Below are 23,273 nucleotides of genomic sequence, written 5' to 3'. Positions count from 1 at the left end.
ATTTACAGCAGCTCAGCGACAGATCTGCCAAAGACCCATGTCAACGTGGAAGTGGTTGTGGTGCGCGGCATTGTAGTCGGGCCCCAGCACGGTACTGAAGCGCTCGCAGGCCACCTGCTGCACCTCGCGTAAAAACTCAGCCTTCTGCCCGCCCGCCTGCCAATCCTGCGCCAGCACGATGCGCTGGCCGTCCTGCAAGCGGAAACCACTGATATCCAGAGCGTTGGCGGTGGCATGCTGGCTGAGTCGGCCTTGTTTGCGGTGGTAAACATTGCGGCAGGCGAAACTGCCCAGGTGATCGACCTGGGTCACCGGCTGCCCCAATACCCGCTGCGCCGCGGGCTGCAGGCCATGCTGCTCGAACAGCGCGTAGGCCACTGCCAGCGGGCAACTGGCGAGAAAACTGCTGCTGAGCCGTGCCTGACCGCCTTCGATGCGCCACACGTTGTTCAGCGGGCAGTTGGCCGAGGCTGGGCTGTCGGCCTGGGCCCGGTAACGCAGGCCACTGGTTGCCAGCGCTTCGCGGCACAGCGCCGGGTCATTGCGCAGGCGCGACAGTTTGTAGGCAGTGAGCAGGTTGGGTGGCTGGCGCACGTCCAGCGCCGCCCAGGGGTTCCATGCATCGGGCAGGCGCCAGCCGAGGTGCCAGGCCAGGGCTGCCATCAAGGACAGGCCCACCAGCAGCGCCAGCAACGCACGCATGGCCAATCAGCGACGGAACAGATCGTTGAGCTGCGCGAACGGCAACGCCTGTTCGCCGTAGCCGAACGTGCCTTCATCGCGAATTTCCAGGGCCGCCCGGTGGAAAGCCCCTAACGCTGCGCGGGCCAGCGACGACCCCACGCTGATTCGGCGCACGCCCAGGTCTTGAAGTTGATTGACGCTCAGCGTCACGCCTGCCAACCCCATCAGCACGTTGACCGGCTTGGGCGCCACCGCCTGTACGACTGCGCGAATTTCTTCGACCGTGCGCAACCCAGGCGCATAGAGCACATCCGCACCCGCTTCGGCAAAGGCTTGCAGGCGCAGGATGGTGTCATCCAGGTCCATTCGCCCGTGCAGCAGGTTTTCTGCGCGGGCGCAGAGGGTGAAGGGAAACGGCAGGCTGCGCGCTGCCTGAACCGCCGCGCGCACGCGCTCCACCGCCAGGCCGTGGTCATAGATGGGGGCGTCCTTGCGCCCGCTGGCGTCCTCGATAGAGCCCCCCACAAGGCCCGCCTCGGCGGCACGCAGAATGGTCTGTGCACAATCCTCAGGCAGGTCGCCAAAGCCGTTTTCAAGGTCGGCGGCAACCGGCAACGCCGTGGCATCGACGATCACGCCGGCATTAGCCAGGGTTTCGTCCAGGCTCAACGCGCCTTCGGCGTCTGGCCGGCCCAGGCTGAAGGCCAGGCCCGCGCTGGTCGTGGCCAGTGCCTCGAAGCCAAGGCTGGCCAGCAGCTTGGCAGAGCCGGCATCCCACGGGTTGGGGATGACGAACGCGCTGTCGCGCTCGTGCAGAGCCTTGAAGGCTTCGGCTCGCAGGGTTTGCACATCCATGGTCTCAACCTCAGGCATTAAGGAGTGGTCAGAGTAGTCCCAGTTGTTCGACCTCAGGGGGGCGTGGCAATTCCGGCAATGATGCAAGGCCGGGCAGGCGCTGCATCAGGCGCTGGTGAAAGCGCTGGGCCAATGCCGCAGCCAGGCGGTTATCCGAGGTGTGCAAGAAGATGTAGGGGCTGCGGCCTTCCTCGATCCAGCTGGCTATCTTGTCCACCCAAGGCGTCAGGAAGGTTTCGTTGGCGTCCAGTTGCGGGTGGCCAATAAAACGCACCTGCGGGTGCTGGCTGAAGGCAGCGGGGCGCGGTGGCACTTTGGGTTTCTTGGCTTGGGCATGCAATACGGCGGGGTCGCGCGATGTGCAGCTGAACAAGGCCCGTGGGTCGAGGCAGATGCGCTCGACGCCACGTTCAAGCAGCAGCCGGTTTAGCTGCCGCTCCTCCTCACCCCGCGCAAAAAAGGCGTCGTTACGCACCTCGACGGCCACCGGCACCGCCACTTCATCCAGAAAGTGGCTCAACTCTGCCAAGCGCGCAGGCCCGAACATGGCAGGCAGTTGCAACCAATAAGGCGATACTCGCTCACCCAGCGGCGCCATCAACCGGGTGAAGGTGATCGCCGCGTCCAGTTGCTCGCGAAGGTCCGCGGCATGGCTGACCTCGCGGGGGAACTTGGCCGTGAAACGAAAGTGCGCCGGCATGACCTGCGCCCAGCGGGCCACGGTCGCGGGCGCGGGGCTGGCATAGAAGGTGGTGTTGCCCTCGACCGCATTGAACACCTGGCTGTACAGGCCCAGGTATTCGTTGGCTCGGGCGTCGGCGGGGTACAGGTAATCGCGCCAGGCGCTTTCGCTCCACGACGGACAACCCAGAAAATAAGGCAGAAGAGAGGGAGTCATCCCTCAAATGTACAGGTCGAGCCCCAGTACTTCCATGTCCCAATCGGTAAAACCGGCTGTGCTCAGGTAACTGGCCAGCGCCGTTGCTGTGCGCCGATCACGGGCGCGGGGGAAGACCATGTCTTGCTGGCGGGCTGGCAGGCCACCGCTGCGACGACGAGTGGTGGCCTCTTGGGGGACGTCGCTTTGCGCGTCATTCTCGATCACTTCGGCATCGTCGATTGCCTCGTCGCGCACCGACGCTTTGCGCGGAGCGCGCTTGATCGGGTAGGACTGCGAGGAGAAACCGTCGATACGCATGGTGTGAGCACTCAGGACCAATGATGGCAATTTAGCAGCATCAGTGTTCCGTCGCTAATGCTCGAGTGATAACTAGACCACAGTTCGCGCGAAAGGTTTTATCGTCATCGGCGATAACCGACGAGTAGCCGTCAGCGTTTCTTGGGTGTGGCTACATTATCGCGCAAGTACACCGGTTGCGCCTGCTCGGCAGCGATGGCCTCGCCGCGCGCCCAGGCGAAGCGCGCCAGGCTGAGGATGTCGAGGGCATTGGGCAACGCTGCGGCATTGCTGGCAGCGACCTGCACTGCCAGGCGCTCGGCATACCCCCAGCCGGTGCCGGCACCGAACCACTCGCCCGTGCTGGCGTCGGGCAGCGCCACGCGCTCGGGCGGCAGCACCGCTTCCTGGCCGATCAGGCGCATTTCGCCTTCGCTTGCCTGGTAGCAGCCCCAGTACACCTCGTCCATGCGTGCATCGATGGCGGCAGCCACCTGCTGCACACCCTGCTCACGCATCGCGCCTTGCGCCAACGCGGCCAGGTTGGACACCGGCAGCACCGGGCGTTCGAGCGCGAACGCCAGGCCCTGAACCACACCGATGGCAATCCGTACGCCGGTGAAGGCGCCCGGGCCACGGCCGAAGGCGATGGCATCCAGCGCGTTCAACGCTACACCGGAGTCACCCAGCAGTTGTTTGATCATCGGCAGCAGCTTCTGCGCGTGCTGACGTGGGATCACCTCGTAATGGCTGGTTACCTTGCCGTCATGCAACAGGGCAACGGAACAGGCTTCGGTGGCGGTATCCAGGGCCAGCAGGGTGGTCATCGAACGGGTTTCCAGGGGCAGGGAAAAGAGCGTCAGTATAAACGACAACGGCCCGCAAGCGGGCCGTTGTCATGCAAGACGTTGGATCAGCTCAGGGCTGCCAGCACCTTGGCAGTGATGGCGTCGACCGAACCGACACCTTCGATGTGGCTGTACTTCGGCTTGCCGGCATTGGCGGCCGACAGCTTCTGGTAGAACTCGACCAGCGGCTTGGTCTGGGTGTGGTAGACCGACAGGCGATGACGCACGGTTTCTTCCTTGTCGTCGTCGCGCTGGATCAGGTCTTCGCCCGTCACGTCGTCCTTGCCTTCCACTTTCGGCGGGTTGTACTGAATGTGGTAGGTGCGGCCCGAAGCCAGGTGCACGCGACGGCCCGCCATGCGGCCAACGATTTCTTCATCGTCAACGGCGATTTCGACCACGGCATCGATGTCGACACCGGCAGCGACCATGGCTTCAGCCTGTGGAATAGTGCGTGGGAAACCGTCGAACAGGCAGCCGTTGGCGCAATCCGGCTGGGCGATGCGCTCCTTGACCAGGCCGATGATCAGCTCGTCGGAAACCAGCTGGCCGGCATCCATGACTTTTTTCAGTTCCAGGCCCAGCGGGGTGCCGGCCTTGACGGCGGCACGCAGCATGTCACCGGTGGAGATCTGGGGGATACCGAACTTCTCGGTGATGAATTTTGCCTGAGTACCTTTACCGGCCCCGGGAGCTCCCAGCAGAATTACGCGCATCTCGTGCTCCTCAAATTTTTTTATGAAATTCAATGGATTCGGCAACCAGGGCCAAGTCCGGAAAATCGGGTATGACCATAAATCGGTCAGAAGGCTGCTCAAGATACACAGCGCCCGGCAGCCAGACAAGCGTCCCAAAGTTGCAGGAATGCGCCACTTGCGCACTGCCCGGCAGGCGGTTGCTCTAAGCGCAACCGCCCTCCTCGCCCTTTATCGCGGCTAAAGGTGCACCCTTGCCTGGCGGCCCGCGGATAACCTCAGCCGGTATTGCGCAGGCCTGCTGCAATGCCCGCCACCGTGACCAGCAAGGCCTGCTCCAACGGGCTGTCCAGAGCGGCTTCGCGGCCGCGCGAGCGCGCCAGTAGTTCGGCCTGAAGGCGGTGCAGCGGGTCCAGGTAGGTGTTGCGCAAGCTGATGAATTCCAGGGTCTCTGGGCTGTGCGCCAGTAGCACCGGCTGCCCGGTCAGGCCCAGCACCACCTGGCAGGACTGCGACAATAGGTCGCGCAGGTGCACACCTAAAGGAAGCAACTCCGGTTGCACTAGACGTTCGTCGTAGGCCTCGGCGATTTGCGCATCGGCCTTGGCCAGCACCATTTCCAGCATGTCGATACGGGTACGGAAGAACGGCCATTGCTCACGCATTTGCGCCAGCAACTCGCCCTGGCCGCGTTGCAAGGCATTGCTCAAGGCCGTTTCCCAGCCCAGCCAGGCAGGCAACATCAGGCGCGTCTGGGTCCAGCCGAAGATCCACGGGATAGCCCGCAGGCTCTCGATGCCGCCCGCGCGTCGCTTGGCCGGCCGGCTGCCCAACGGCAGGCGGCCCAACTCCTGCTCAGGCGTCGACTGGCGGAAGTACTCGACGAAATCGGGGTTGTCGCGCACCACGCTGCGGTAGGCCTGCACGCCATCGGCGGCCAATTGGTCCATGACCTCACGCCAGGCCGGCTGCGGTGGGGGTGGCGGCAACAAGGTCGCCTCGAGCACCGCCGCCAGGTACAGGTTGAGGTTCTGTTCGGCGATACCGGGCAAACCGAACTTGAAGCGGATCATCTCGCCCTGCTCGGTGGTGCGGAATCGCCCAGCTACCGAGCCCGGCGGCTGCGACAGAATCGCTGCGTGGGCCGGGCCGCCGCCACGGCCAACGGTGCCGCCACGGCCGTGGAACAACAGCAGTTCCACTTGATGCTCGCGGCAGATGCGCACCAGGTTTTCCTGCGCCCGGTACTGCGCCCAGGCGGCCGCTGTGGTGCCGGCGTCCTTGGCTGAATCGGAATAGCCGATCATCACTTCCTGCGGCCCGCGCAGGCCGGCGCGATAGCCAGGCAGGCTCAGCAGGCGCTGCATCACCGGGCCGGCGTTGTCCAGGTCGGCCAGGGTTTCGAACAGTGGCACCACACGCATCGGGCGGGTCAGCCCGGCTTCCTTGAGCAGCAACTGCACGGCCAGCACATCTGAAGCGGCGCCGGCCATGGAAATGACATAGGAGCCCAGCGAAGCGGCCGGGGCAGCGGCAATTTCCCGGCAGGTGGCCAGCACCTCGGCGGTATCCGCCTGGGGCTGGAAATGCGCAGGCAATAATGGCCGGCGGTTTTTCAGTTCGGCCAGGAGGAAGGCGATACGCTGCTCTTCATCCCAGTCGGCATAGCGCCCCAAGCCCAGGTAATCGGTGATCTCGGTCAGCGCGTCACGGTGGCGGGCGGCATCCTGGCGCACGTCCAGGCGCCCCAGGTACAGGCCAAAGGTCACGGCACGGCGCAGGCAGTCGAGCAGTGGCCCTTCGGCGATCACGCCCATGCCGCATTCGTGCAGCGACTGGTAGCACAGCTCAAGCGGCGCGATCAGGTCGCGGTTGTCGACCAGTACGTCGGCACCGGCGGGCGTGCTGCTGCCCAAGGCGGCATGCGCCCAGGCGCGGGTCGCACGCAGGCGGTCGCGCAATTGCTTGAGGATAGCGCGGTAGGGCTCGGCACTGTCGCCGACGTGCTCCCGCAGCGCGCTGCTGGCGTGTTGCATGGACAGCTCGGCGGCCAAGGCATCGATATCACGCAGGAACAGATCAGCGGCCATCCAACGTGCCAGCAACAGCACTTCACGGGTTACCGCCGCCGTGACATTGGGGTTGCCGTCGCGGTCGCCGCCCATCCACGAGGCGAAGCGGATGGGGGCGGCCTCCAGCGGCAGGCGCAGCCCCGTGGCGTCGTGCAGCGCCTTGTCGACCTTGCGCAGGTGGTTGGGGATGGCCTGCCACAGCGAATGCTCGATCACCGCGAAGCCCCACTTGGCCTCGTCCACGGGGGTCGGCCGGGTGCGGCGGATTTCTTCGGTGTGCCAGGCTTCGGCGATCAGCCGGCGCAGGCGCTCACGTACCTGCTGACGTTCGGCGGGGGTCAGGTCGCGATGGTCCTGGGCGGCCAACTGGCCGGCGATGGCGTCGTACTTCTGGATCAAGGTGCGCCGCGCCACTTCGGTGGGGTGCGCGGTCAGTACCAGCTGTATGTCTAGCTTGGCCAACTGCCGGGCCAGGGCGTCGTTGCCATGCCCGGCCTGCTTAAGGCGGGCCAGCAGCTCAGGCAGCACGCGTGCCTCGAAGGGCTCTGGCTGGTCGGCGTCGCGGCGTCGGATCAACTGGTACTGCTCGGCCATGTTGGCCAGGTTGAGAAACTGGTTGAACGCCCTTGCCACCGGCAGCAAGTCGTCGTCAGCCAGGTCCCCAAGGGTCGAGCTCAGTTGCTCGCCAGCCACCCGGCGGTCGGCCTTGGCGCTGTGGCGGATGCCCTCGATCTTCTGCAGGAACGCCTCGCCGTGCTGCTGACGAATGGTGTCGCCGAGCAACTCCCCCAACACATGGACATCTTCACGCAAACGCACATCGATATCGGTCATTGGCCCTCTCTGTAGCGCAGCCTTGGCGCACTCGTTCAGGAAACAGCACTGGGCCAAGAGTGCCCCCAGCCGCGCGCCGATAGCAAGCCTAAGGGCAAGCCGTGATCGGCAAAGCAAACTAAAGTGCAAGCAGAGCACTCCGATGCAATGCAGCCTTTCGAGGCGTTGACAGAGGTCATCATGAAAATCCGTGAACTCGCCCAGCACTGGGAACAGAATGCCGCAGGCACCCTCAGCCGTACCGGCCATGTGCTGCATCTGGACCTGGAGTCCGAGGCGCGCCTGGCCGCGCTGATCGACATGTACCCCAAGCGCACCGCCGAAGAACTGCTCGGCGAATTGGTGGCGGCGGCCCTCGAGGAAATCGAGGCCAGCTTCCCCTATGTAAAGGGGAGCCAAGTGATCGCCACCGATGAAGAAGGCGACCCTTTGTTCGAAGATGTCGGCCCTACCCCGCGTTTTCTGTCGTTGTCCCGGCACCACTTGCATGAGCTGAGCAGCACCGCTGACGACAGCGAAAAATAGCCACGATGCACACTGTTCCGGGCCTGCAAGGCCCGGAATACCCCGCCTGAGCGTGAAAGTTCCGCACAAAACTCACTGACCAATCAGTCAGAAAACTTTGCCCGATTACGGGATTTTTTTCTGAACTAATCGAAAAACGGCCGAGTCCGAGCAAATAGCCATCACGCTAAAACCCTGCACACTGCCCTCGTGCACCGTTCAGCTGAAGCGCACGGTAACTGTCAGGGATTCAGCGATGGACTGCTACGGACATCGTCGTTATCAGGAGTGATCCAATGGAGCTGACCACCATGAAGACCCGCACTTTCAAACCGTCATCCACTCATGTGCGCGGGTTCAAGCTGGCCGCGCTGGCCCTGGGCAGTAGCCTGGTCCTGGCCGGCTGTGCGGGCAACCCGCCCACCGAGCAGTATGCCGTTACCCAGTCTGCCGTGAACTCTGCGGTCAGTGCCGGCGGCACCGAGTTCGCCGCGGTGGAAATGAAAGCGGCGCAGGACAAGTTCAAGCAAGCCGAAATCGCCATGCACGACAAAAAGTACGACGACGCCAAGCGTCTGGCCGAACAAGCCGAATGGGACGCCCGCCTCGCCGAACGCAAGGCTCAGGCGGCCAAGGCCCAGAAGGCCGTGCAGGATGCCCGCCAGGGCGTTCAGGACGTACGTGAGGAAGGCCTGCGCAGCGCTCAGTGAGCCCTGCCCCGCCACCCTTAGCCTTCGCACTCGATCAAAGGATGAACACTATGCGCAAACACGTCATGATTCCCGCCCTGCTGGCCCTGAGCGTCGGTCTTGCAGCCTGCTCGCACGACCCGAACGCCAACCTTGAATCGGCCCGCACCAACTTCTCTGCGCTGCAAAGCGACCCGCAGGCGAGCAAAGTCGCGGCGCTGGAAACCAAAGATGCTCAGGATTGGCTGAACAAAGCTGACAAGGCCTACATGGACCGCGAGGACCAGAAAAAGGTCGACCAGCTCGCCTACCTGACCAACCAGCGTGTCGAAGTCGCCAAGCAGACCATTGCCCTGCGTACGGCTGAAGGCGAACTGAAAAACGCCTCCGCCCAGCGCGCCCAGGCCAAGCTGGATGCCCGCGACGCGCAAATCGCCAAGCTGCAGGACAGCCTGAATGCCAAGCAGACCGACCGCGGTACGCTGGTCACCTTCGGCGACGTGCTGTTCGACTTCAACAAGGCCGTACTCAAGAGCAATGCCTACCCCAACGTGACCAAGCTGGCCCAGTTCCTCCAAGAGAACCCGGAACGCAAGGTCATCGTAGAGGGCTACACCGACAGCGTCGGCTCGGCCAACTACAACCAGAGCCTCTCCGAGCGTCGCGCCGGCGCCGTGCGCATGGCGCTGATCCGTGCTGGCGTAGACCCAGCGCGAATCGTCGCCCAGGGTTACGGCAAGGAGTACCCGGTGGCTGACAACGGCAGCAACTCGGGCCGTGCGCAGAACCGTCGCGTGGAGGTGACCATCTCCAATGACAACCAGCCGGTTGCACCGCGTTCGGTGAGCCAGGCGCAGTAAGGCTGGCAGGTAGGACGAAAAGCCCCGCTGTCTAAGCGGAATGCTATTCACTTACGTTATCCATCGCCTGTATTGGGGCCGCTTTGCGGCCCATCGCGGCACAAGGCCGCTCCCACAATGTTCGCGCATGCTCTGTAAATAGGGGCATAACGCGGTCGGTGTGGGAGCGGCCTTGTGCCGCGATGGGCCGCAGAGCGGCCCCGGCATTCTTAAGGCTTTTTATTGGGCGAGAGGTGCATGGCATAGCCCTCCAGCCATATACCCTCACTGCACCTGCTGCGGCGTCTCTTCCCCCATGCAGCGCACCGCACGTTTGCGGTTATCGACCAACACGCCGGTCAGGCCTTTCTGTTGGGTATCGAACAACACCAGCACACCGTCCACGCACTGGGCCACCTGGGGTGCAGGGTCGAGGGAGGCTTTGTAGTCTTCGCCCGGCAGGGTCTTGAGCATGGTGAAATCCTGCAGCAACAGGGCATCTTCAGGCTTGGCGAAATGCAGGTAACCGTAGTACCACAAAGCCCCCACCGTCACGATGATGCTGCCGACGCCGGTCAGGATCAGCGGGATGGCGTTGCGTTCTTCACTCATTGCTTGTTCTTCTCGTCAGGGTAATTGGGCACTTCGGCAAGCCGCCGCAGGCCGTTGAAATGACTCGGGTCGTCGAGGAAGCGCAGCATCACCTGGCGCCATACCGGGTCGGCGAAGGTCTGTACATGGCCCCCTCGGGTCAACTGCAGCACCCGCGGCGGCGGCGCGTGCTGGTACAGGCGGATGCCGTTGTCCAGCGGCACCAGGTGGTCGTCGATGCTGTGGAAGAACAGCTTCGGCGGGCTGTCCAGGCGCTCGATCGAACGGATCGCGCTGTCGCCGTCCGGCACCAGCCACGACAGCGGCACCTGCAGCGGCCAGGTCATCCATGAAGTGCTCAAGGCAAACCGCCCGACCGCACGGTAGCTGGCTGGCACACCATCGAACACCAGCGCGCTGAAGCGCTGGCGCTGCTCAGGGTGGGCCGCCAGGTAATGAATGGCCATGGCGCCGCCCAGGCTCTGCCCCAGCAGCACCACCGGCTTGCCCTTGACCTCGGGCGCCTTGTCCAGCCAGGCCATGGCCGCCGCGAGGTCTTCATAGACCTCGGGCAAACTCGGTTTGCCCTGGGACAACCCATAGCCCCGGTAATCGACCATCAGCACCTGGTAGCCCTGCTCCGGCAGCCAGTAGCTGCCGCCCAGATGGCCGGCCAGGTTGCCGCCGTTGCCGTGCAGGTGCAACACGGTGCCCTTGACCTCGACCCCGGCCTTGGCCGGTAGCCACCAACCATGCAGGCGTACGCCATCCGAAGTGGTCAAGGTGACGTCACGGTAGTCGAGCTTGGCCCGCTCCGGGGTGAACGGTTGGCCGCGCTCGGGGTAGAACAGCAGGCTGCTGCAACCGCTCAGGCCCAACAGGAGCACGCCAAGGGCCAGCAGGCGGCAGCGTTCAGAGAATGTTCGCGTAGTCGGCTTCAATGCGATCCAGGCTCAGGTGGTTGAGGAAGTTGGAGAAGCACATCCAGGCCGACAGTGCGTTGAGGTCACGGAACTGTTCGGGCAAGTACTTGGGCGGTTCGACCAGCCCCTCCTCGACCAGTTGGCGCAAGGTGCGCATGTCTTCCAGCGTGGTCTTGCCGCAGAACAGCAGCGGGATCTGCTCAAGCTTGCCCTTCTTCACGGCCAACTGAATGTAGTTGTAAACCATGATGAAGCCCTTGAGGTAGGACAAGTCCTTGGTGAATGGCAAGCCATTGGGCACCGAGCCGCGGAACACTCGGCTGGCATTGCTGTAGCTCTGCGCCATTTCAAAGCCCTGGGCTCGGAAAAATTCGAACACCTGGAGGAAGTCGGCGCCCTCCTCGACCATGTGGATGGCGCGTGTACGGTTGGTGAGCTTGCGCAGCCGGCTGGGGTAAGAGGCGAAGGCAATCACCTCCATGAGGATCGCCAGCCCCTCCTGGGTCACCGTCGATGAGGGTGGGCCCTTGGCCAGGAAGGTGCAGATCGGCTGGTTCAGGCCGTTCAGCGTGGTCCCCACATGCACCAGGCCTTCATGCACCTCCAGCGCACGCACGTCGCGGCTGTTGAACATGGCATCGGCACGTACCTTGATGTAGTCGGCACCGGCCGCCGCATCGGCGACGATACCGTCGGATTCGAACACGCGGATGGTTTCCTCGGCCTCGCCGAACACCTTGTTCAGGCGGCGCTGGAGGATGTCCACGGCCTCTTTGGCGGTGAGGTTCTTTGGCTCGTCCTTGAGGTCGCCGCGGCCATCGATGTTGTTCAGGTAGTCCGACAGCATCAGGCCCAGGTCGGCCAGGGTTGGGTCACCGGCGTGGAAGGCGTCGGACGCCGCCCCGTACAGCTCCTGCGAGATCAGCCCGAAGTCCTCGGTGCCGCGCGCCTCGAGCATGCGTACCACCATGCGGTATTCCTTGCACATGCGCCGCATGATCTGCCCGACCGGGTTGAACTGCCCGAGCCGGCGAGTGATGTCACGTTCGATGTTCTGGAATTCGGCCTTGACCGCGCTGGAGTCGAACGACAGCGGCCGCGACTGGTAATAGGCGCGGTCTACCGCAGGTGGCTCTTTGCCCTTGGCCTTGAGGAAGCCGTGGCGGATGTTGTCGTCCCATTTCACCGCATCGAGTACGCGGATGGGGGTCTGCGCCGCAACGATGCGGTCTGACAGCGCGCGTATGGTCTGCTGGTACTCGTCCACCGGGGACTCCTTATCTGCCTCGGCCTCGGTCCCTGTAGGAGCAGCCTTGTGCTGCGAAGAGGCCTTTATCGGCAACAAATATCTGTTGTCTCACCGGCCCTTTCGCAGCACAAGGCTGCTCCTACCGGGATCACATTGCAGTTTCACACCCTGAAAAGGACGGCAGAGGTCATTACTTGCCGGAGCGCTGGAAGCGTGCCACCTCAACGAACAGGTCGGAGTTGGCTGGGTCGTCCAGGTAGGCCAGCACCCGCGCCGAGGGGCTGTCGATGAGCACGCCCTCGCCGTTGTCTTCCGGCACTTCGGTGTTGCGCCCGGTCAGCTCTTTGTTTTTCACGGCCTGCTGCACCTGCTCGACATCGAGGTTGTACACCACCAGTTCCTTGCCATCGACGACTTCAAAACCGCCAATCAGGAAATTGCCACCCAGGCGCTTGGGCACGCCGGCCGAGAGGTACCAGCGGTTGCCGTGGCGCGAGACGGTGAAGACGTACTCTTCGGGGGCTTTGCCCTTGGCCGTGGCCACCGCCTTGTAGGCATCGCCGCCACTGCGGCTGATCGACAGCTTCAGCGGTTCACCCCAGGCGTCCTTGCTGCTCCACTTGCCGAGCAGGGCCTTGGGTGCGGCCTGGTTGCTCGGCAAGGGCTCATGGAAGGTCACCAGACAACCGCCCTGCAGCAGGAATGACAGCGTCAACAGCACCACACGCCAGGCTTTCATCAGGTTCTCCTTGAAAATAAGGTCTCAGCTCAGGCCGATGCCAACACCAGGTGCAGGTAACGGGTAAGCATAGCGAGCATCTGCCCATCGGCTTGCGCGTTCGCATCCTTGAGCAGGCCCTGATATTCCATCTGCTCGATAATCGCCGTCAACATTTGGGCGTCTTGTTCCGGTTGCCGTGAGCCGACCACCTGCAGCAATTGCCGGGTGCCGTGCAGCAGAATCTGGTCGTGGGCGCACACCAGCTCGGCCAAACGCGGGCACAGCAGTGCCTCCTGGCGGAAGGCCTGCTCGGCCATCAGAAAGTCGCGCCGGTTGAGCAACTGACGCGACACATAGTCAGCGGTCATGCTTGCCACTTCGTCGGCCAGCCGCGCTCGCGCCTGCGGGCTGCCATCGCCCTGGGCGAGCATCTGGCGCAGCACCACCTCGGTGTTGGCCCAGAGCTTGGCCATGTAGGCGGCGCTGCGCTCGACGTACTGGGCGAAGGTATCGGTGAGCAGGTCCTCGATGTCCTTGAAGTAATAGGTGGTGGCCGACAATGGCACACCCGCCTCGGCGGCCACGGCACGGTGGCGCACACCGCGCACACCATCGCGCACGACGATGCGCATGGCGGCGTCGAGGATCAGCTGGCGGCGCTGCTCGCTGCCTTGGCGGGCGGTCTTGCGGCCCTGGTACTGCACACTTTCGGCGACGGCGGTGGCGATGCCGGCGGCGCCTTGCTCGGCGATTGCGGGGGTCACGGGGTTACCTCACGGACGGTGTGTTGGCTGTACCGGCCCCTTCGCGGGCAAGCCCGCTCCCACAGGTATCGCGCCTGAGGGCAGTGCAATACCTGTGGGAGCGGGCTTGCCCGCGAAGGGGCCGGTGCAGACAACATAAGGCTTCAGGCAAGAAAAAGCCGCCCCTAGAGGCGGCTTTCTCAGATCACTCAGGCCTGCGGACGCATATGTGGGAACAGGATCACATCGCGAATCGACGGCGAGTTGGTCAGCAGCATCACCAGGCGGTCGATGCCGATGCCTTCACCGGCGGTTGGCGGCATGCCGTATTCCAGGGCGCGGACGAAGTCGGCATCGTAGTGCATGGCTTCGTCGTCACCAGCATCCTTCTCGGCCACCTGGGCCAGGAAGCGCTCAGCCTGGTCTTCGGCATCGTTCAGCTCGGAGTAGGCGTTGGCGATTTCGCGGCCACCGATGAACAGCTCGAAGCGGTCGGTCACGGCCGGGTTGTCGTCGTTGCGACGGGCCAGCGGCGACACTTCGAACGGGTACTCGGTGATGAAGTGCGGCTGCTCCAGCTTGTGCTCGACCAACTCTTCGAAAATCATCACTTGCAGCTTGCCCAGGCCTTCGTGGCCCAGCACCTTGGCACCGGCCTTTTTGGCGATGTCACGGGCACGGTCGACGTCTTGCAGGTCGGCAGCGGTCAGCTCAGGGTTGTACTTGAGGATCGAGTCGAACACCGACAGGCGCACGAACGGCTCGCCGAAGTGGAACACCTTGTCGCCGTACGGCACGTCGGTGCTGCCCAGCACCAGCTGCGCCAGCTCGCGGAACAGCTCTTCGGTGAGGTCCATGTTGTCGGTGTAGTCAGCGTAGGCCTGGTAGAACTCGAGCATGGTGAACTCGGGGTTGTGCCGGGTCGAAACGCCTTCGTTACGGAAGTTACGGTTGATCTCGAAGACTTTCTCGAAACCACCGACTACCAGACGCTTGAGGTACAGCTCCGGCGCAATGCGCAGGAACATGGCCATGTCCAGGGCGTTGTGGTGGGTTTCGAACGGCTTGGCCGCGGCGCCGCCTGGGATGGTCTGCAGCATCGGCGTCTCGACTTCGAGGAAGTCGCGCTCGATCAGGAACTTGCGGATGTGCGAAATCACCTGGGAGCGAACACGGAAGGTGTGGCGGGTTTCTTCGTTGACCATCAGGTCGACGTAACGCTGACGGTAGCGCTGCTCGGTGTCGGTCAGGCCATGGTGCTTGTCGGGCAGCGGGCGCAGCGACTTGGTCAGCAGGCGCACGTTGGTCATCTCGACGTACAGGTCACCTTTGCCGGAGCGGGCCAGCGTGCCCTCGGCGCTGATGATGTCGCCCAGGTCCCAGGTCTTGACGGCGGCCAGGGTTTCTTCCGGCAGGGTCTTGCGGTTGACGTAAACCTGGATGCGGCCAGTCATGTCCTGGATGACCATGAACGAGCCACGGTTGAGCATGATGCGCCCGGCAACCTTGACCGGAATCGCTGCAGCTTCCAGTTCTTCCTTGGTCTTGTCGGCATACTGCTTCTGCAGGTCGTTGCAGTAGCTGTCGCGACGGAAGTCATTGGGGAAGGCATTGCCCTTGGCGCGCTCTGCGGCAAGTTTTTCCTTGCGCAGGGCGATCAGGGCGTTTTCTTCCTGTTGCAGGTCTTGCGGTGCGCTATTGAGGTCGCTCATGTCGTCATTCTTTCCATCAGGTATTCGTTGCCCTTTTCGGGCAGGGCACGCGATGCCGGCGGGTAGCCAGGCATCGCGGCAGTGGTGTGCGGCTTACAGCCCTTGCTTGAGGCTCGCTTCCAGGTACTGGTCGAGGTCGCCGTCCAGCACCTTCTGGCAGTCGCTGCGCTCAACGCCGGTCCGCAAGTCCTTGATGCGCGAGTCATCCAGTACGTAGGAGCGGATCTGGTGGCCCCAACCGATGTCCGACTTGCTGTCTTCCAGCGCCTGGGAAGCGGCGTTGCGCTTCTGCATCTCCAGCTCGTACAACTTGGCCCGCAGCATTTTCATGGCGGTGTCTTTGTTGGCGTGCTGGGAACGTTCGTTCTGGCAGGCCACCACGGTGTTGGTCGGCACGTGGGTAATACGCACCGCGGAGTCGGTGGTGTTTACGTGCTGACCACCAGCGCCCGAAGAGCGGTAGGTGTCGACGCGCAGGTCGGACGGGTTGATGTCGATTTCGACCTTGTCGTCGATCTCGGGCGACACGAACACCGCCGAGAACGAGGTGTGGCGACGGGCGCCGGAGTCGAACGGGCTTTTACGAACCAGGCGGTGCACGCCGATTTCGGTGCGCAACCAGCCGAAGGCATATTCGCCCTTGATGTGCACGGTGGCGCCCTTGATGCCGGCGACTTCACCTTCGGAGAGCTCGATGATGGTGGCGTCGAAACCACGCTTGTCGGCCCAGCGCAGGTACATGCGCAGCAGGATGTTGGCCCAGTCCTGCGCTTCGGTACCGCCGGAGCCGGCCTGGATGTCCAGGTAGGCGTTGTTCATGTCCATCTCGCCGCTGAACATGCGACGGAACTCAAGCTGGGCCAGTTTTTCTTCCAGGCCTTCCAGCTCGGTCACGACGTCGCCGACGGCGCTTTCGTCCTCTTCCTCGACGGCCATGTCGAGCAGGTCCTTGCAGTCGGCCAGGCCGTTGGCCATCTTGTCCAACGTCTCGACGACCTGTACCAGCATGGCACGTTCGCGGCCCAGGGCCTGGGCATACTCAGGCTTGTTCCAGACGGCCGGGTCTTCCAGCTCGCGGTTGACTTCGATCAGGCGGTCATGCTTTTGATCGTAGTCAAAGATACCCCCGAATTGACTGGGAACGCTCGGTGAGGTCCTTGATGGTGTTCAGGATCGGTTGGATTTCCATGGGCGACGGCTCTCGTGCGAATTCGGTGAAAAGCCTGCGAGTATAACCGAGTCCAACGCATGGCGGCAGACCCGCCGGGCGGTACCCTGCACCCGGCACTACGAAGCACTACGCCGCAGCCGCAACCTCAAGCGATACCCACCTGGTTACGCCCCCCATTCTTGGCCAGGTACAGCCCCTTGTCGGCCGCCGAAATCAACTGCCGGCAATGCCCGCCCACCGCCGGTGTCTGGGTCGCCAGGCCAATGCTCACCGTCAACCGCGAATCCGCCGCTGGCGCCGTGTGCGGAATGCCCAGCGCCAACACCGTCTGGCGCAGTTTCTCGGCAATCAGCCGCGCCCCGCCTGGGGACGTATTGGGCAACACCAGGGCAAACTCCTCGCCCCCATAACGCGCCGGCAGATCCGTCGGCCGCGAGCACGAGCCGCGGATCGCCTCGGCCACTTGGCGCAACGCCTCATCACCCGCCAAATGCCCGAAACTGTCGTTGTAGGCCTTGAAGTAGTCGACATCGATCATCAACAACGACAACTGCTGCTGCTCACGCATGGCCCGGCGCCATTCCAGCTCCAGGTATTCGTCGAAGTGACGCCGGTTGGACAGCCCGGTCAGGCCATCGGAGTTCATCAACCGTTGCAGCATCAGGTTGGAATCGAGCAACTGCTGCTGGCTGACCCGCAGGGCACGGTACGCCTCGTCACGCTGGAGCAACGTCAGGTAGGAACGCGAGTGGTAGCGAATGCGCGCCACCAGTTCGATGTTGTCCGGCAACTTGACCAGGTAGTCGTTGGCCCCGGCAGCGAACGCCGCGCTCTTCACCAGCGGGTCTTCCTTGGTCGACAGGACGATGATCGGGATATCCTGGGTAGCCGGGTTGTTGCGGTACTCACGCACCAGCGTCAGCCCATCCAGGCCCGGCATGATCAGGTCCTGCAGGATCACCGTCGGTTTGATGCGCATGGCCTGGGACACCGCCTGGTGCGGGTCGGCGCAGAAATGGAAGTCGATGTTGTCTTCATGGGCCAGGCCACGACGCACCGCCTCGCCGATCATTGCCTGATCGTCGACCAACAGCACCATCGCCGAGTTCTCGTTGGTGGTCGCGAAACCTTCGATCGGTAGATCATTCATGCCTATTCACCTGATCACCGCCGACCAGGCGGCGTGATTCAATACATATCGTCATTTTGCGAAGAATTCCATCAATCGCCCGGCGATTCGCTCCAGCGGGCGGATTTCCACCGCCGCGTCAATCGCCGCGGCGGCCTTGGGCATGCCGTATACGGCACTGCTGGCCTGGTCCTGAGCGATGGTCAGAAAGCCCTGCTGGCGCATCTGTTTGAGGCCCTGGGCACCGTCGCGGCCCATGCCGGTGAGCAGCACACCCACCGCATCGCCGCTCCAGTAGCGTGCCACGCTCTCGAAGAACACATCGATCGAAGGCCGGTAGATTTCGTTGACGGGTTCGGCAGTGTAGGCCAGCTGACCATTTTGCAGCAGGCGGATATGGTGGTTGGTGCCCGCCAGCAGGACTTGCCCCGGCTGCGGCGGCTCGCCCTCGCGGGCCAGGCGCACCGGCAGGCCGGCAGCGCTGCTGAGCCATTCGGCCATGCCTGCGGCGAAAACCTGGTCGACGTGCTGGACCAGCACGATGGCCGCCGGGAATGCCGGCGGCAGGCCCTTGAGCAGCACCTCGAGGGCGGCCGGGCCGCCGGCCGACGAACCGATTGCCACCAAGCCACGACGCTGGGATGCCTCGCGCAATGGCGTGGCAACCGGGCGCGCGGCCGGCGTGCGCTGCTGGCCTATCAGCCAGCCGATGTTGAGGATCTTGCGCAGCAGTGGCGCCGCTGCCTCACGGGCATCGCCCGCGCCCAGGGCCGGGGTATCGACCACATCCAGGGCGCCATGGCCCATGGCCTCGAACACCCGGTGCACGTTCTGCTTGCGGTCGACCGTGACGATGACGATGGCGCAGGGGGTCTCGGCCATGATCCGCCGCGTCGCCTCTACCCCATCCATCACCGGCATGATCAAGTCCATGAGGATCAGGTCTGGCTGCTGCTCGGCGCACCGCTGCACCGCCTCGGCGCCGTTGCCCGCCACCCAGATCACCTGGTGCGCGGGCTCGAAGGCCAGCGCACGGCGCAACGCCTCCACCGCCATGGGCATATCGTTGACGATGGCGATCTTCATCCCTGAGCACCTCCAATCAGCTCCACCACAGCATCCAGCAACGCATCGTCGTGGAAACTGGCCTTTGCCAAATAGTAGTCGGCGCCAGCGTCCAGACCACGCCGCCGGTCTTCCTCACGGTCCTTGTACGACACCACCATCACCGGCAACGATTGCAGGCGCTGGTCCCGGCGCACCAGAGTGACCAGCTCGATGCCATCCATGCGCGGCATATCGATGTCGGTGATCAGCAAGTCGAAGTCTTCGCCGCGCAGGGCATTCCAGCCGTCCATGCCATCCACCGCCACGGCCACTTCGTAACCGCGGTTACCCAACAGTTTGCGCTGCAGTTCGCGCACGGTGAGCGAGTCGTCGACCACCAGGATGCGTTTGCGCGCCAGGCCGCGGGTGCCACTGTTGCCCCGCTCGATGCGCTCCAGGCTGCCGGTACTGAGCAGTTTTTCCACCGAGCGCAGCAGGTCTTCGACGTCGACGATCAGCACCACCGAGCCATCGTCGAGCAACGCCCCGGAGGAGATGTCCTGGACCTTGCCCAGGCGCGGATCGAGGGGCATCACCACCAGCACCCGCTCCCCGATCAAGCGTTCTACGGCTACCCCGTAGAGTTGCTCGCGCTCTCGAATCACCACCACCCGCAGGCTGCTTTCATCGGCCTGCCCTGCCGGGCGATTGAGCAACTGGCTGGCCGCCACCAGGCCGATGTGCCGCCCTTCATGCCAAAAATGCTGACGCCCTTCGATCTGCACGATCTGCTCGGCAGTCACCTCGAGCGTACGTTCGATGTGCGCGAGCGGGAAGGCATACGCTTCGCCGCCCACTTCCACCACCAGGCTGCGCACCACCGACAGCGTCAGCGGCACCTGCAGGTGGAAGCGGCAGCCCTGACCGGCCAGCTGGGTCAATTCGATCGACCCGCGCAGCTCGCGGATCATGTGTTGCACGGCGTCCAGGCCAACCCCGCGCCCCGACACCTCGGTCACCTTGTCGCGCAAGCTGAAGCCGGGCAAGAACAGGAACGTGATCAGCTCGGCCTCGCTCATCCGCGCCACGGTGTCGGCCGGCGACATGGCCCGTTCGACGATGGCGCTGCGCAGGCGCTCCAGGTCGATGCCGGCGCCATCGTCAATCAGCTCGAGGCTGAGCATGCCGGCCTGGTGCGAGGCACGCAGGCGAATCACGCCCTCCTGCGCCTTGCCTGCCAGCAGGCGCCGCTCTGGCAGTTCGATACCATGGTCGACCGCATTGCGCAGCAGGTGGGTCAGCGGCGCTTCGAGCTTTTCCAGCACATCGCGGTCGACTTGGGTTTTTTCGCCTTCGATGACCAAGCGAACCGGCTTGCCCAGAGACCGCCCAAGGTCACGGACCATGCGGCTCTGCCCGGCCAGAACGTCGGCAAAGGGCCGCATCCGGCAGGCCAGCGCCGTGTCATAGAGCAATTGCGCACGCTGGCTGGCCTGCCAGCCGAACTCGTCGAGGTCGGCGGCCTGCTGCTGCAGAATCTGCTGGGTCTCGACCAACAAGCGCTGGGTCTGGGCCAGGGCTTCGAGCACCTCGCTGCTCTGGCCACTGTCCTCCAGTTGCATGCGCAAACCATCGAGTGCCTGCATGCCTTGGCCATGCATGCGCTTGAGGCGCTGCAGGGTGGCCAGGTAAGGCTTGAGCCGCTGGGTCTCGACCAGCGACTTGCTGGACAGGTCGAGCAAGCTGTTGAGGCGGTCGGCCGTGACCCGCAGCACCCGCTCAGCGCCTTCGCCGGCGCGTTTACCGGCCTTGCGCCGTGGCGCGGGCTCAAGCTCGACGTCCACTTCCATGGGCTCGGGGGCCATCGGCAAGGGCTCGACAGGCAGGGTTGGCACGGGCGCTGTCGGCGACCGCATGGCCATCGCCATTGGCACCGCCCCCGGCGCCGCGCCCGGGTCCAGCAAGCTGGCCATCTGCGCAAGGAACACCGGCAGTGTCGCTTGGGCGCCCGCGTCGCCCGGCGTGGCGATGCGCATCAACAGGTCGGTCCCCTGCAGCAGCGCATCGATATGCTCGGCGCTCAACCGCAAGCGGCCTTCCTGCGCCGCCACCAGGCAGTCTTCCATCACGTGGGCCACGCTCACGCCAGCATCGACCCCGACAATACGTGCGGCCCCTTTCAGGGAGTGGGCCGCGCGCATGCAGGCTTCCAGTTGGTCGGCCTGGGTGGGGTTGCGCTCCAGCGCCATCAGGCCGGCGCTGAGTACCTGGGTCTGCGCCTCGGCTTCCAGGCTGAACAGCTCGAGCAACGATGCGTCGCGCATTTGCTCTGGGGTCATGACAGGCTCCGCTGCACCGCAGACAGTAAGTGTTGATCGTCCAGCACCCGCACACTGCGGCCGCGCCACTGCAGCACCGCCGCCGTAAAGTGGGTAACGTCCTGGCCACTGCCCAGCAGCGACGGGTCAAGCCGGTGAATGCCGTCGATTTCCTCGACCGCCATCACCACCGGTCCCCCTTCGGCAGCCAGGATCAGCATGCGCGGCATCTCGCGGCCGCTGCGTTGCTGCCCAGCAGCCGGCTGCACACCCAGCAAGTCCGCCAGCGACAGGCACGGCACCAAGGCACCGCGCACGTTGGCGACGCCCTGCAGCATTCGGGAACGCTGGTGCGGCAGCGAATGCACCGCCTGCAAGGGGGCGATTTCAGCCAGGCAGGCGGTGGCCAAGGCCAGCCATTCTTCGCCGAGCCTGAACAGCAGCATGGAACGGCCAACCGATTCCTCGGCCGCTGGCGCAACTGCGGCCTGGTCATCCTGCAGCAGGGCATAACGGTCGAGCAGGCGCGTGGCGGCCGCGGCATACACGTCACAGTTGCGGCAATGAATATGCCGCTCCAGCAGCGGGCACTGTTTGTCACCGTGCACGCCGATGCGGTTCCAGCAGTCGTCGATGCGCTCGTCGGCCTGCGCAAGCAGTTGCATCGCGGATTCACCCCTCATCGTTCAGGCTCCCGTCCCGCCCGTGCAGCACGCGCCTGCAAACGCTGAGCGCCTGCCAGGTCGCCCTGGGCCGCGAGCAAGGCCGCCAGGTGCACCAAGGCTTCGGGGTGCTGCGGCTCCAGGTACAGGGCCTTGCGATAGTGGGTAAGCGCCTGGCCGGCGTCGCCTTCGGTATCACTGAGCAAGCCCAGCCAGTAGTAAACCTGCGCCGTCGGAGCGAACTGGCTCAAGTAGCGCTGGCAGGCGGCACGCGCCTGCGCACTGGCGCCCGCGTTGGCATGCCGGGCAATGCTGGCCAGCAGTTCGGATTCGTTCTCGCCTTTGCGTTCTGCCGGCAGTGGCGCCTTGGCAGTGAACGGAAGCGCTCGCAACGGCCGCGCCAATGACGGCGTCGGCGGCGGGTACACGGGCAGGGGCAAAGGCGGCAGCGCGCGCTTGGCTGGAGGCGCGGGTAGTGCGCGGGCCGGTGCCACGGCGCCCTCCTGACGCACGTAGGCGAACGATTGAGCGATACCCAGCGGGCGCATGCCCAGCCGCGCCAGCAAGCTGCCTTCGGCAGGCCCGATAAACAGCACACCCTGCGGATGAGTCAGGCGCTTGAGCACCTCGAACACGCGCTGCTGGGTGGCCACGTCGAAATAAATCAACAGATTGCGACAGAACACGAAGTCGTACAGGCCATCGCGGCTGGCCAGGGCCGGGTCCAGCACATTACCCACTTGCAGGCTGACTTGCTGGCGCACGCGATCATGCAGGCGATGGCCGTCACCGAGCGCATCGAAAAAGCGCTCGCGAAACCCCAGGTCGCTGCCGCGAAACGCATTGCGGCCATAAACGGCCTGCTCACCCTTGGCCACCGAATTGGGGCTGATGTCGATGCCATCGATCACGAACGTGCCAGGGCCCATGCCACCATCGAGCAGCGCCATGGCCAGTGAATAAGGTTCTTCGCCGGTCGAGCACGGCAGGCTGAGCAGCCGCACCGGGCGGGCGCCGGCCAGTTCTGCCAGGCGCTTGTGGGCCAGCCCCACCAGGGCCGTGAAGGATTCCGGGTAACGGAAAAACCAGGTCTCGGGGACGATGACCGCCTCGATCAGGGCCTGTTGCTCGTCCGCCGACTGCTGCAGGCGCAGCCAGTAGTCGTCCAGGTCCACGGCGTTCACGGCACTGCAGCGCTGGCGCAAGGCACGCTCGACCATCGGCGCGCCTACCGACTCCACGTCCAGGCCGATGCGCTCGTGCAAATAGCGGAAGAAACGCTGTTCAATCATGTCGGCATTCCTGGCGCAGGGGCCCCGCGTTCATCGGCGAACAACAGCTCGCGCACGGCATCAGTCAGCAGGTCATCGACGGCGATGCGCTGCACCAAGCCCTGGGCATCCTGGCGCACAGGCCCGAGGTACGCTGCGTCGCCATTGTCCAGGCCATACGGCTGGAATTCTTCGGGGCGGCAACGCAAGGTCTCGGTGGCCTGTTCAAGGATCAGCCCAAGCTGCAAGTCGCCCCGGTAACGCACCAGCACCAGCCGCGTGCTGGTGCGTTGCGCCGCCGCCTGGCCAAAGCTCAGTGCCGACAGGTCGACCACCGGCACCAGTGCGCCGCGGTGCGCAAGGATGCCCGCGACCCACGACGGCGCCTGGGCAATCGGCTTGAGCGGCCGACGCGGCAGCACCTCGATCACCTCGTGCACGTCCAGGGCAAACCGCTGGTCAGCGATGCGAAACTGCAGGTACAGCGTGCCCTTGGCGTCGCTTGCCTGCGCTGCGCGGGGTTGCAAGTCGTTCATGGT

23 protein-coding genes are annotated in these 23,273 nt (G+C 64.2%); 3 read left to right on the top strand and 20 right to left on the bottom strand.

Features of this window, described 5'->3' with window-relative positions:
* Window positions 1–12: 12 nt before the first annotated feature.
* The 7 genes from HU750_RS01470 to ppc form a co-directional block, all read right to left on the bottom strand.
* The gene (locus HU750_RS01470) at window positions 13–702 is read right to left on the bottom strand and encodes an extensin-like domain-containing protein (protein WP_186675911.1); all 690 of its coding nucleotides are present in this window, start codon (window positions 700–702) and stop codon (window positions 13–15) included.
* Between the two features lie 6 nt (window positions 703–708).
* Window positions 709–1,539, bottom strand: coding sequence for an isocitrate lyase/PEP mutase family protein (locus tag HU750_RS01465; protein ID WP_099453113.1), 831 nt, complete (start codon window positions 1,537–1,539; stop codon window positions 709–711).
* Window positions 1,540–1,567: 28 nt separating this feature from the next.
* Window positions 1,568–2,437: a DUF72 domain-containing protein gene (locus tag HU750_RS01460; RefSeq protein ID WP_186675906.1), complete on the bottom strand. Its 870-nt coding sequence runs from the start codon at window positions 2,435–2,437 to the stop codon at window positions 1,568–1,570.
* Between the two features lie 3 nt (window positions 2,438–2,440).
* Entirely contained in the window at window positions 2,441–2,737 is a 297-nt protein-coding gene (locus HU750_RS01455) for a hypothetical protein (RefSeq protein WP_099453111.1), read from the bottom strand.
* A gap of 131 nt (window positions 2,738–2,868) precedes the next feature.
* Complete coding sequence (gene tsaB, locus HU750_RS01450; protein ID WP_186675903.1) at window positions 2,869–3,543, bottom strand: tRNA (adenosine(37)-N6)-threonylcarbamoyltransferase complex dimerization subunit type 1 TsaB; 675 nt, start codon at window positions 3,541–3,543, stop codon at window positions 2,869–2,871.
* 86 nt (window positions 3,544–3,629) lie between these two features.
* Window positions 3,630–4,280: an adenylate kinase gene (gene adk, locus HU750_RS01445; protein WP_027595762.1), complete on the bottom strand. Its 651-nt coding sequence runs from the start codon at window positions 4,278–4,280 to the stop codon at window positions 3,630–3,632.
* 257 nt (window positions 4,281–4,537) lie between these two features.
* Complete coding sequence (ppc, locus tag HU750_RS01440; RefSeq protein ID WP_186675898.1) at window positions 4,538–7,165, bottom strand: phosphoenolpyruvate carboxylase; 2,628 nt, start codon at window positions 7,163–7,165, stop codon at window positions 4,538–4,540.
* A 180-nt stretch (window positions 7,166–7,345) separates the two neighbouring features.
* On the opposite strand from ppc, the gene HU750_RS01435 reads away from it, so the two are divergent.
* The 3 genes from HU750_RS01435 (at window position 7,346) to lptF (ending at window position 9,218) form a co-directional block, all read left to right on the top strand.
* Window positions 7,346–7,690 carry a pilin assembly protein gene (locus tag HU750_RS01435; RefSeq protein ID WP_099430867.1) on the top strand — a complete coding sequence of 115 codons (345 nt, stop codon included), beginning with the start codon at window positions 7,346–7,348 and terminating at the stop codon, window positions 7,688–7,690.
* Window positions 7,691–7,965: 275 nt separating this feature from the next.
* The gene (locus tag HU750_RS01430) at window positions 7,966–8,379 is read left to right on the top strand and encodes a DUF4398 domain-containing protein (RefSeq protein ID WP_027595759.1); all 414 of its coding nucleotides are present in this window, start codon (window positions 7,966–7,968) and stop codon (window positions 8,377–8,379) included.
* Window positions 8,380–8,429: 50 nt separating this feature from the next.
* Window positions 8,430–9,218 carry a lipotoxin F family OmpA-related lipoprotein LptF gene (gene lptF, locus HU750_RS01425; protein WP_085272731.1) on the top strand — a complete coding sequence of 263 codons (789 nt, stop codon included), beginning with the start codon at window positions 8,430–8,432 and terminating at the stop codon, window positions 9,216–9,218.
* Window positions 9,219–9,482: 264 nt separating this feature from the next.
* On the opposite strand, the gene HU750_RS01420 is transcribed toward lptF, so the two are convergent.
* The 13 genes from HU750_RS01420 to HU750_RS01360 form a co-directional block, all read right to left on the bottom strand.
* Window positions 9,483–9,809, bottom strand: a complete 327-nt coding sequence (locus tag HU750_RS01420; protein ID WP_027595755.1) for a PA3694 family proteiin — start codon at window positions 9,807–9,809, stop codon at window positions 9,483–9,485.
* Complete coding sequence (locus HU750_RS01415) at window positions 9,806–10,729, bottom strand: alpha/beta hydrolase (protein WP_099453106.1); 924 nt, start codon at window positions 10,727–10,729, stop codon at window positions 9,806–9,808. The genes HU750_RS01420 and HU750_RS01415 overlap by 4 nt, the downstream gene beginning before the upstream one ends.
* Window positions 10,701–11,978, bottom strand: coding sequence for a flavohemoglobin expression-modulating QEGLA motif protein (locus HU750_RS01410; RefSeq protein ID WP_027595753.1), 1,278 nt, complete (start codon window positions 11,976–11,978; stop codon window positions 10,701–10,703). Before HU750_RS01410 ends, HU750_RS01415 begins: the two co-directional genes overlap by 29 nt.
* A gap of 172 nt (window positions 11,979–12,150) precedes the next feature.
* Window positions 12,151–12,699 (bottom strand): hypothetical protein, encoded by a 549-nt coding sequence (locus HU750_RS01405; RefSeq protein WP_186675897.1) that lies wholly within the window; start codon window positions 12,697–12,699, stop codon window positions 12,151–12,153.
* Window positions 12,700–12,728: 29 nt separating this feature from the next.
* Window positions 12,729–13,433 (bottom strand): TetR/AcrR family transcriptional regulator, encoded by a 705-nt coding sequence (locus tag HU750_RS01400; protein ID WP_027595751.1) that lies wholly within the window; start codon window positions 13,431–13,433, stop codon window positions 12,729–12,731.
* Between the two features lie 200 nt (window positions 13,434–13,633).
* Window positions 13,634–15,136, bottom strand: coding sequence for a lysine--tRNA ligase (gene lysS, locus HU750_RS01395; protein WP_027595750.1), 1,503 nt, complete (start codon window positions 15,134–15,136; stop codon window positions 13,634–13,636).
* Between the two features lie 93 nt (window positions 15,137–15,229).
* A protein-coding gene (gene prfB, locus HU750_RS01390) for a peptide chain release factor 2 (protein WP_097151322.1) occupies window positions 15,230–16,325 on the bottom strand; the annotation gives its coding sequence in 2 pieces (ribosomal slippage) (window positions 15,230–16,252 and window positions 16,254–16,325; 1,095 coding nt in all).
* Window positions 16,326–16,452: 127 nt separating this feature from the next.
* Window positions 16,453–17,457 (bottom strand): Wsp signal transduction system regulator diguanylate cyclase WspR, encoded by a 1,005-nt coding sequence (wspR, locus tag HU750_RS01385; protein ID WP_085272729.1) that lies wholly within the window; start codon window positions 17,455–17,457, stop codon window positions 16,453–16,455.
* A gap of 51 nt (window positions 17,458–17,508) precedes the next feature.
* Window positions 17,509–18,522 (bottom strand): Wsp signal transduction system protein-glutamate methylesterase WspF, encoded by a 1,014-nt coding sequence (wspF, locus tag HU750_RS01380; RefSeq protein ID WP_027595747.1) that lies wholly within the window; start codon window positions 18,520–18,522, stop codon window positions 17,509–17,511.
* Entirely contained in the window at window positions 18,519–20,822 is a 2,304-nt protein-coding gene (locus HU750_RS01375) for a hybrid sensor histidine kinase/response regulator (RefSeq protein ID WP_186675895.1), read from the bottom strand. Before HU750_RS01375 ends, wspF begins: the two co-directional genes overlap by 4 nt.
* Window positions 20,819–21,484, bottom strand: coding sequence for a chemotaxis protein CheW (locus tag HU750_RS01370; protein ID WP_186675893.1), 666 nt, complete (start codon window positions 21,482–21,484; stop codon window positions 20,819–20,821). The genes HU750_RS01375 and HU750_RS01370 overlap by 4 nt, the downstream gene beginning before the upstream one ends.
* Complete coding sequence (locus tag HU750_RS01365) at window positions 21,481–22,755, bottom strand: CheR family methyltransferase (protein WP_186675890.1); 1,275 nt, start codon at window positions 22,753–22,755, stop codon at window positions 21,481–21,483. Before HU750_RS01365 ends, HU750_RS01370 begins: the two co-directional genes overlap by 4 nt.
* Complete coding sequence (locus tag HU750_RS01360) at window positions 22,752–23,270, bottom strand: chemotaxis protein CheW (protein ID WP_186675887.1); 519 nt, start codon at window positions 23,268–23,270, stop codon at window positions 22,752–22,754. Before HU750_RS01360 ends, HU750_RS01365 begins: the two co-directional genes overlap by 4 nt.
* Window positions 23,271–23,273 lie beyond the last annotated feature (3 nt).

Source organism: Pseudomonas sp. SWRI50 (assembly GCF_014269095.1).
Lineage (GTDB): Bacteria > Pseudomonadota > Gammaproteobacteria > Pseudomonadales > Pseudomonadaceae > Aquipseudomonas > Aquipseudomonas kermanshahensis.
Note: the sequence above shows the minus strand (reverse complement) of the source record. Positions and strands in the feature narration are given on the sequence as shown.

Excerpts from the sequence above, each read along its gene's own strand:
- HU750_RS01470 (WP_186675911.1), bottom strand. The coding sequence starts at position 702 with ATGCGTGCGTTGCTGGCGCTGCTGGTGGGCCTGTCCTTGATGGCAGCC.
- HU750_RS01465 (WP_099453113.1), bottom strand. The coding sequence starts at position 1,539 with ATGGATGTGCAAACCCTGCGAGCCGAAGCCTTCAAGGCTCTGCACGAG.
- HU750_RS01460 (WP_186675906.1), bottom strand. The coding sequence starts at position 2,437 with ATGACTCCCTCTCTTCTGCCTTATTTTCTGGGTTGTCCGTCGTGGAGC.
- HU750_RS01455 (WP_099453111.1), bottom strand. The coding sequence starts at position 2,737 with ATGCGTATCGACGGTTTCTCCTCGCAGTCCTACCCGATCAAGCGCGCT.
- tsaB (WP_186675903.1), bottom strand. The coding sequence starts at position 3,543 with ATGACCACCCTGCTGGCCCTGGATACCGCCACCGAAGCCTGTTCCGTT.
- adk (WP_027595762.1), bottom strand. The coding sequence starts at position 4,280 with ATGCGCGTAATTCTGCTGGGAGCTCCCGGGGCCGGTAAAGGTACTCAG.
- ppc (WP_186675898.1), bottom strand. The coding sequence starts at position 7,165 with ATGACCGATATCGATGTGCGTTTGCGTGAAGATGTCCATGTGTTGGGG.
- HU750_RS01435 (WP_099430867.1), top strand. The coding sequence starts at position 7,346 with ATGAAAATCCGTGAACTCGCCCAGCACTGGGAACAGAATGCCGCAGGC.
- HU750_RS01430 (WP_027595759.1), top strand. The coding sequence starts at position 7,966 with ATGGAGCTGACCACCATGAAGACCCGCACTTTCAAACCGTCATCCACT.
- lptF (WP_085272731.1), top strand. The coding sequence starts at position 8,430 with ATGCGCAAACACGTCATGATTCCCGCCCTGCTGGCCCTGAGCGTCGGT.
- HU750_RS01420 (WP_027595755.1), bottom strand. The coding sequence starts at position 9,809 with ATGAGTGAAGAACGCAACGCCATCCCGCTGATCCTGACCGGCGTCGGC.
- HU750_RS01405 (WP_186675897.1), bottom strand. The coding sequence starts at position 12,699 with ATGAAAGCCTGGCGTGTGGTGCTGTTGACGCTGTCATTCCTGCTGCAG.
- lysS (WP_027595750.1), bottom strand. The coding sequence starts at position 15,136 with ATGAGCGACCTCAATAGCGCACCGCAAGACCTGCAACAGGAAGAAAAC.
- wspR (WP_085272729.1), bottom strand. The coding sequence starts at position 17,457 with ATGAATGATCTACCGATCGAAGGTTTCGCGACCACCAACGAGAACTCG.
- wspF (WP_027595747.1), bottom strand. The coding sequence starts at position 18,522 with ATGAAGATCGCCATCGTCAACGATATGCCCATGGCGGTGGAGGCGTTG.
- HU750_RS01375 (WP_186675895.1), bottom strand. The coding sequence starts at position 20,822 with ATGACCCCAGAGCAAATGCGCGACGCATCGTTGCTCGAGCTGTTCAGC.
- HU750_RS01370 (WP_186675893.1), bottom strand. The coding sequence starts at position 21,484 with ATGAGGGGTGAATCCGCGATGCAACTGCTTGCGCAGGCCGACGAGCGC.
- HU750_RS01365 (WP_186675890.1), bottom strand. The coding sequence starts at position 22,755 with ATGATTGAACAGCGTTTCTTCCGCTATTTGCACGAGCGCATCGGCCTG.
- HU750_RS01360 (WP_186675887.1), bottom strand. The coding sequence starts at position 23,270 with ATGAACGACTTGCAACCCCGCGCAGCGCAGGCAAGCGACGCCAAGGGC.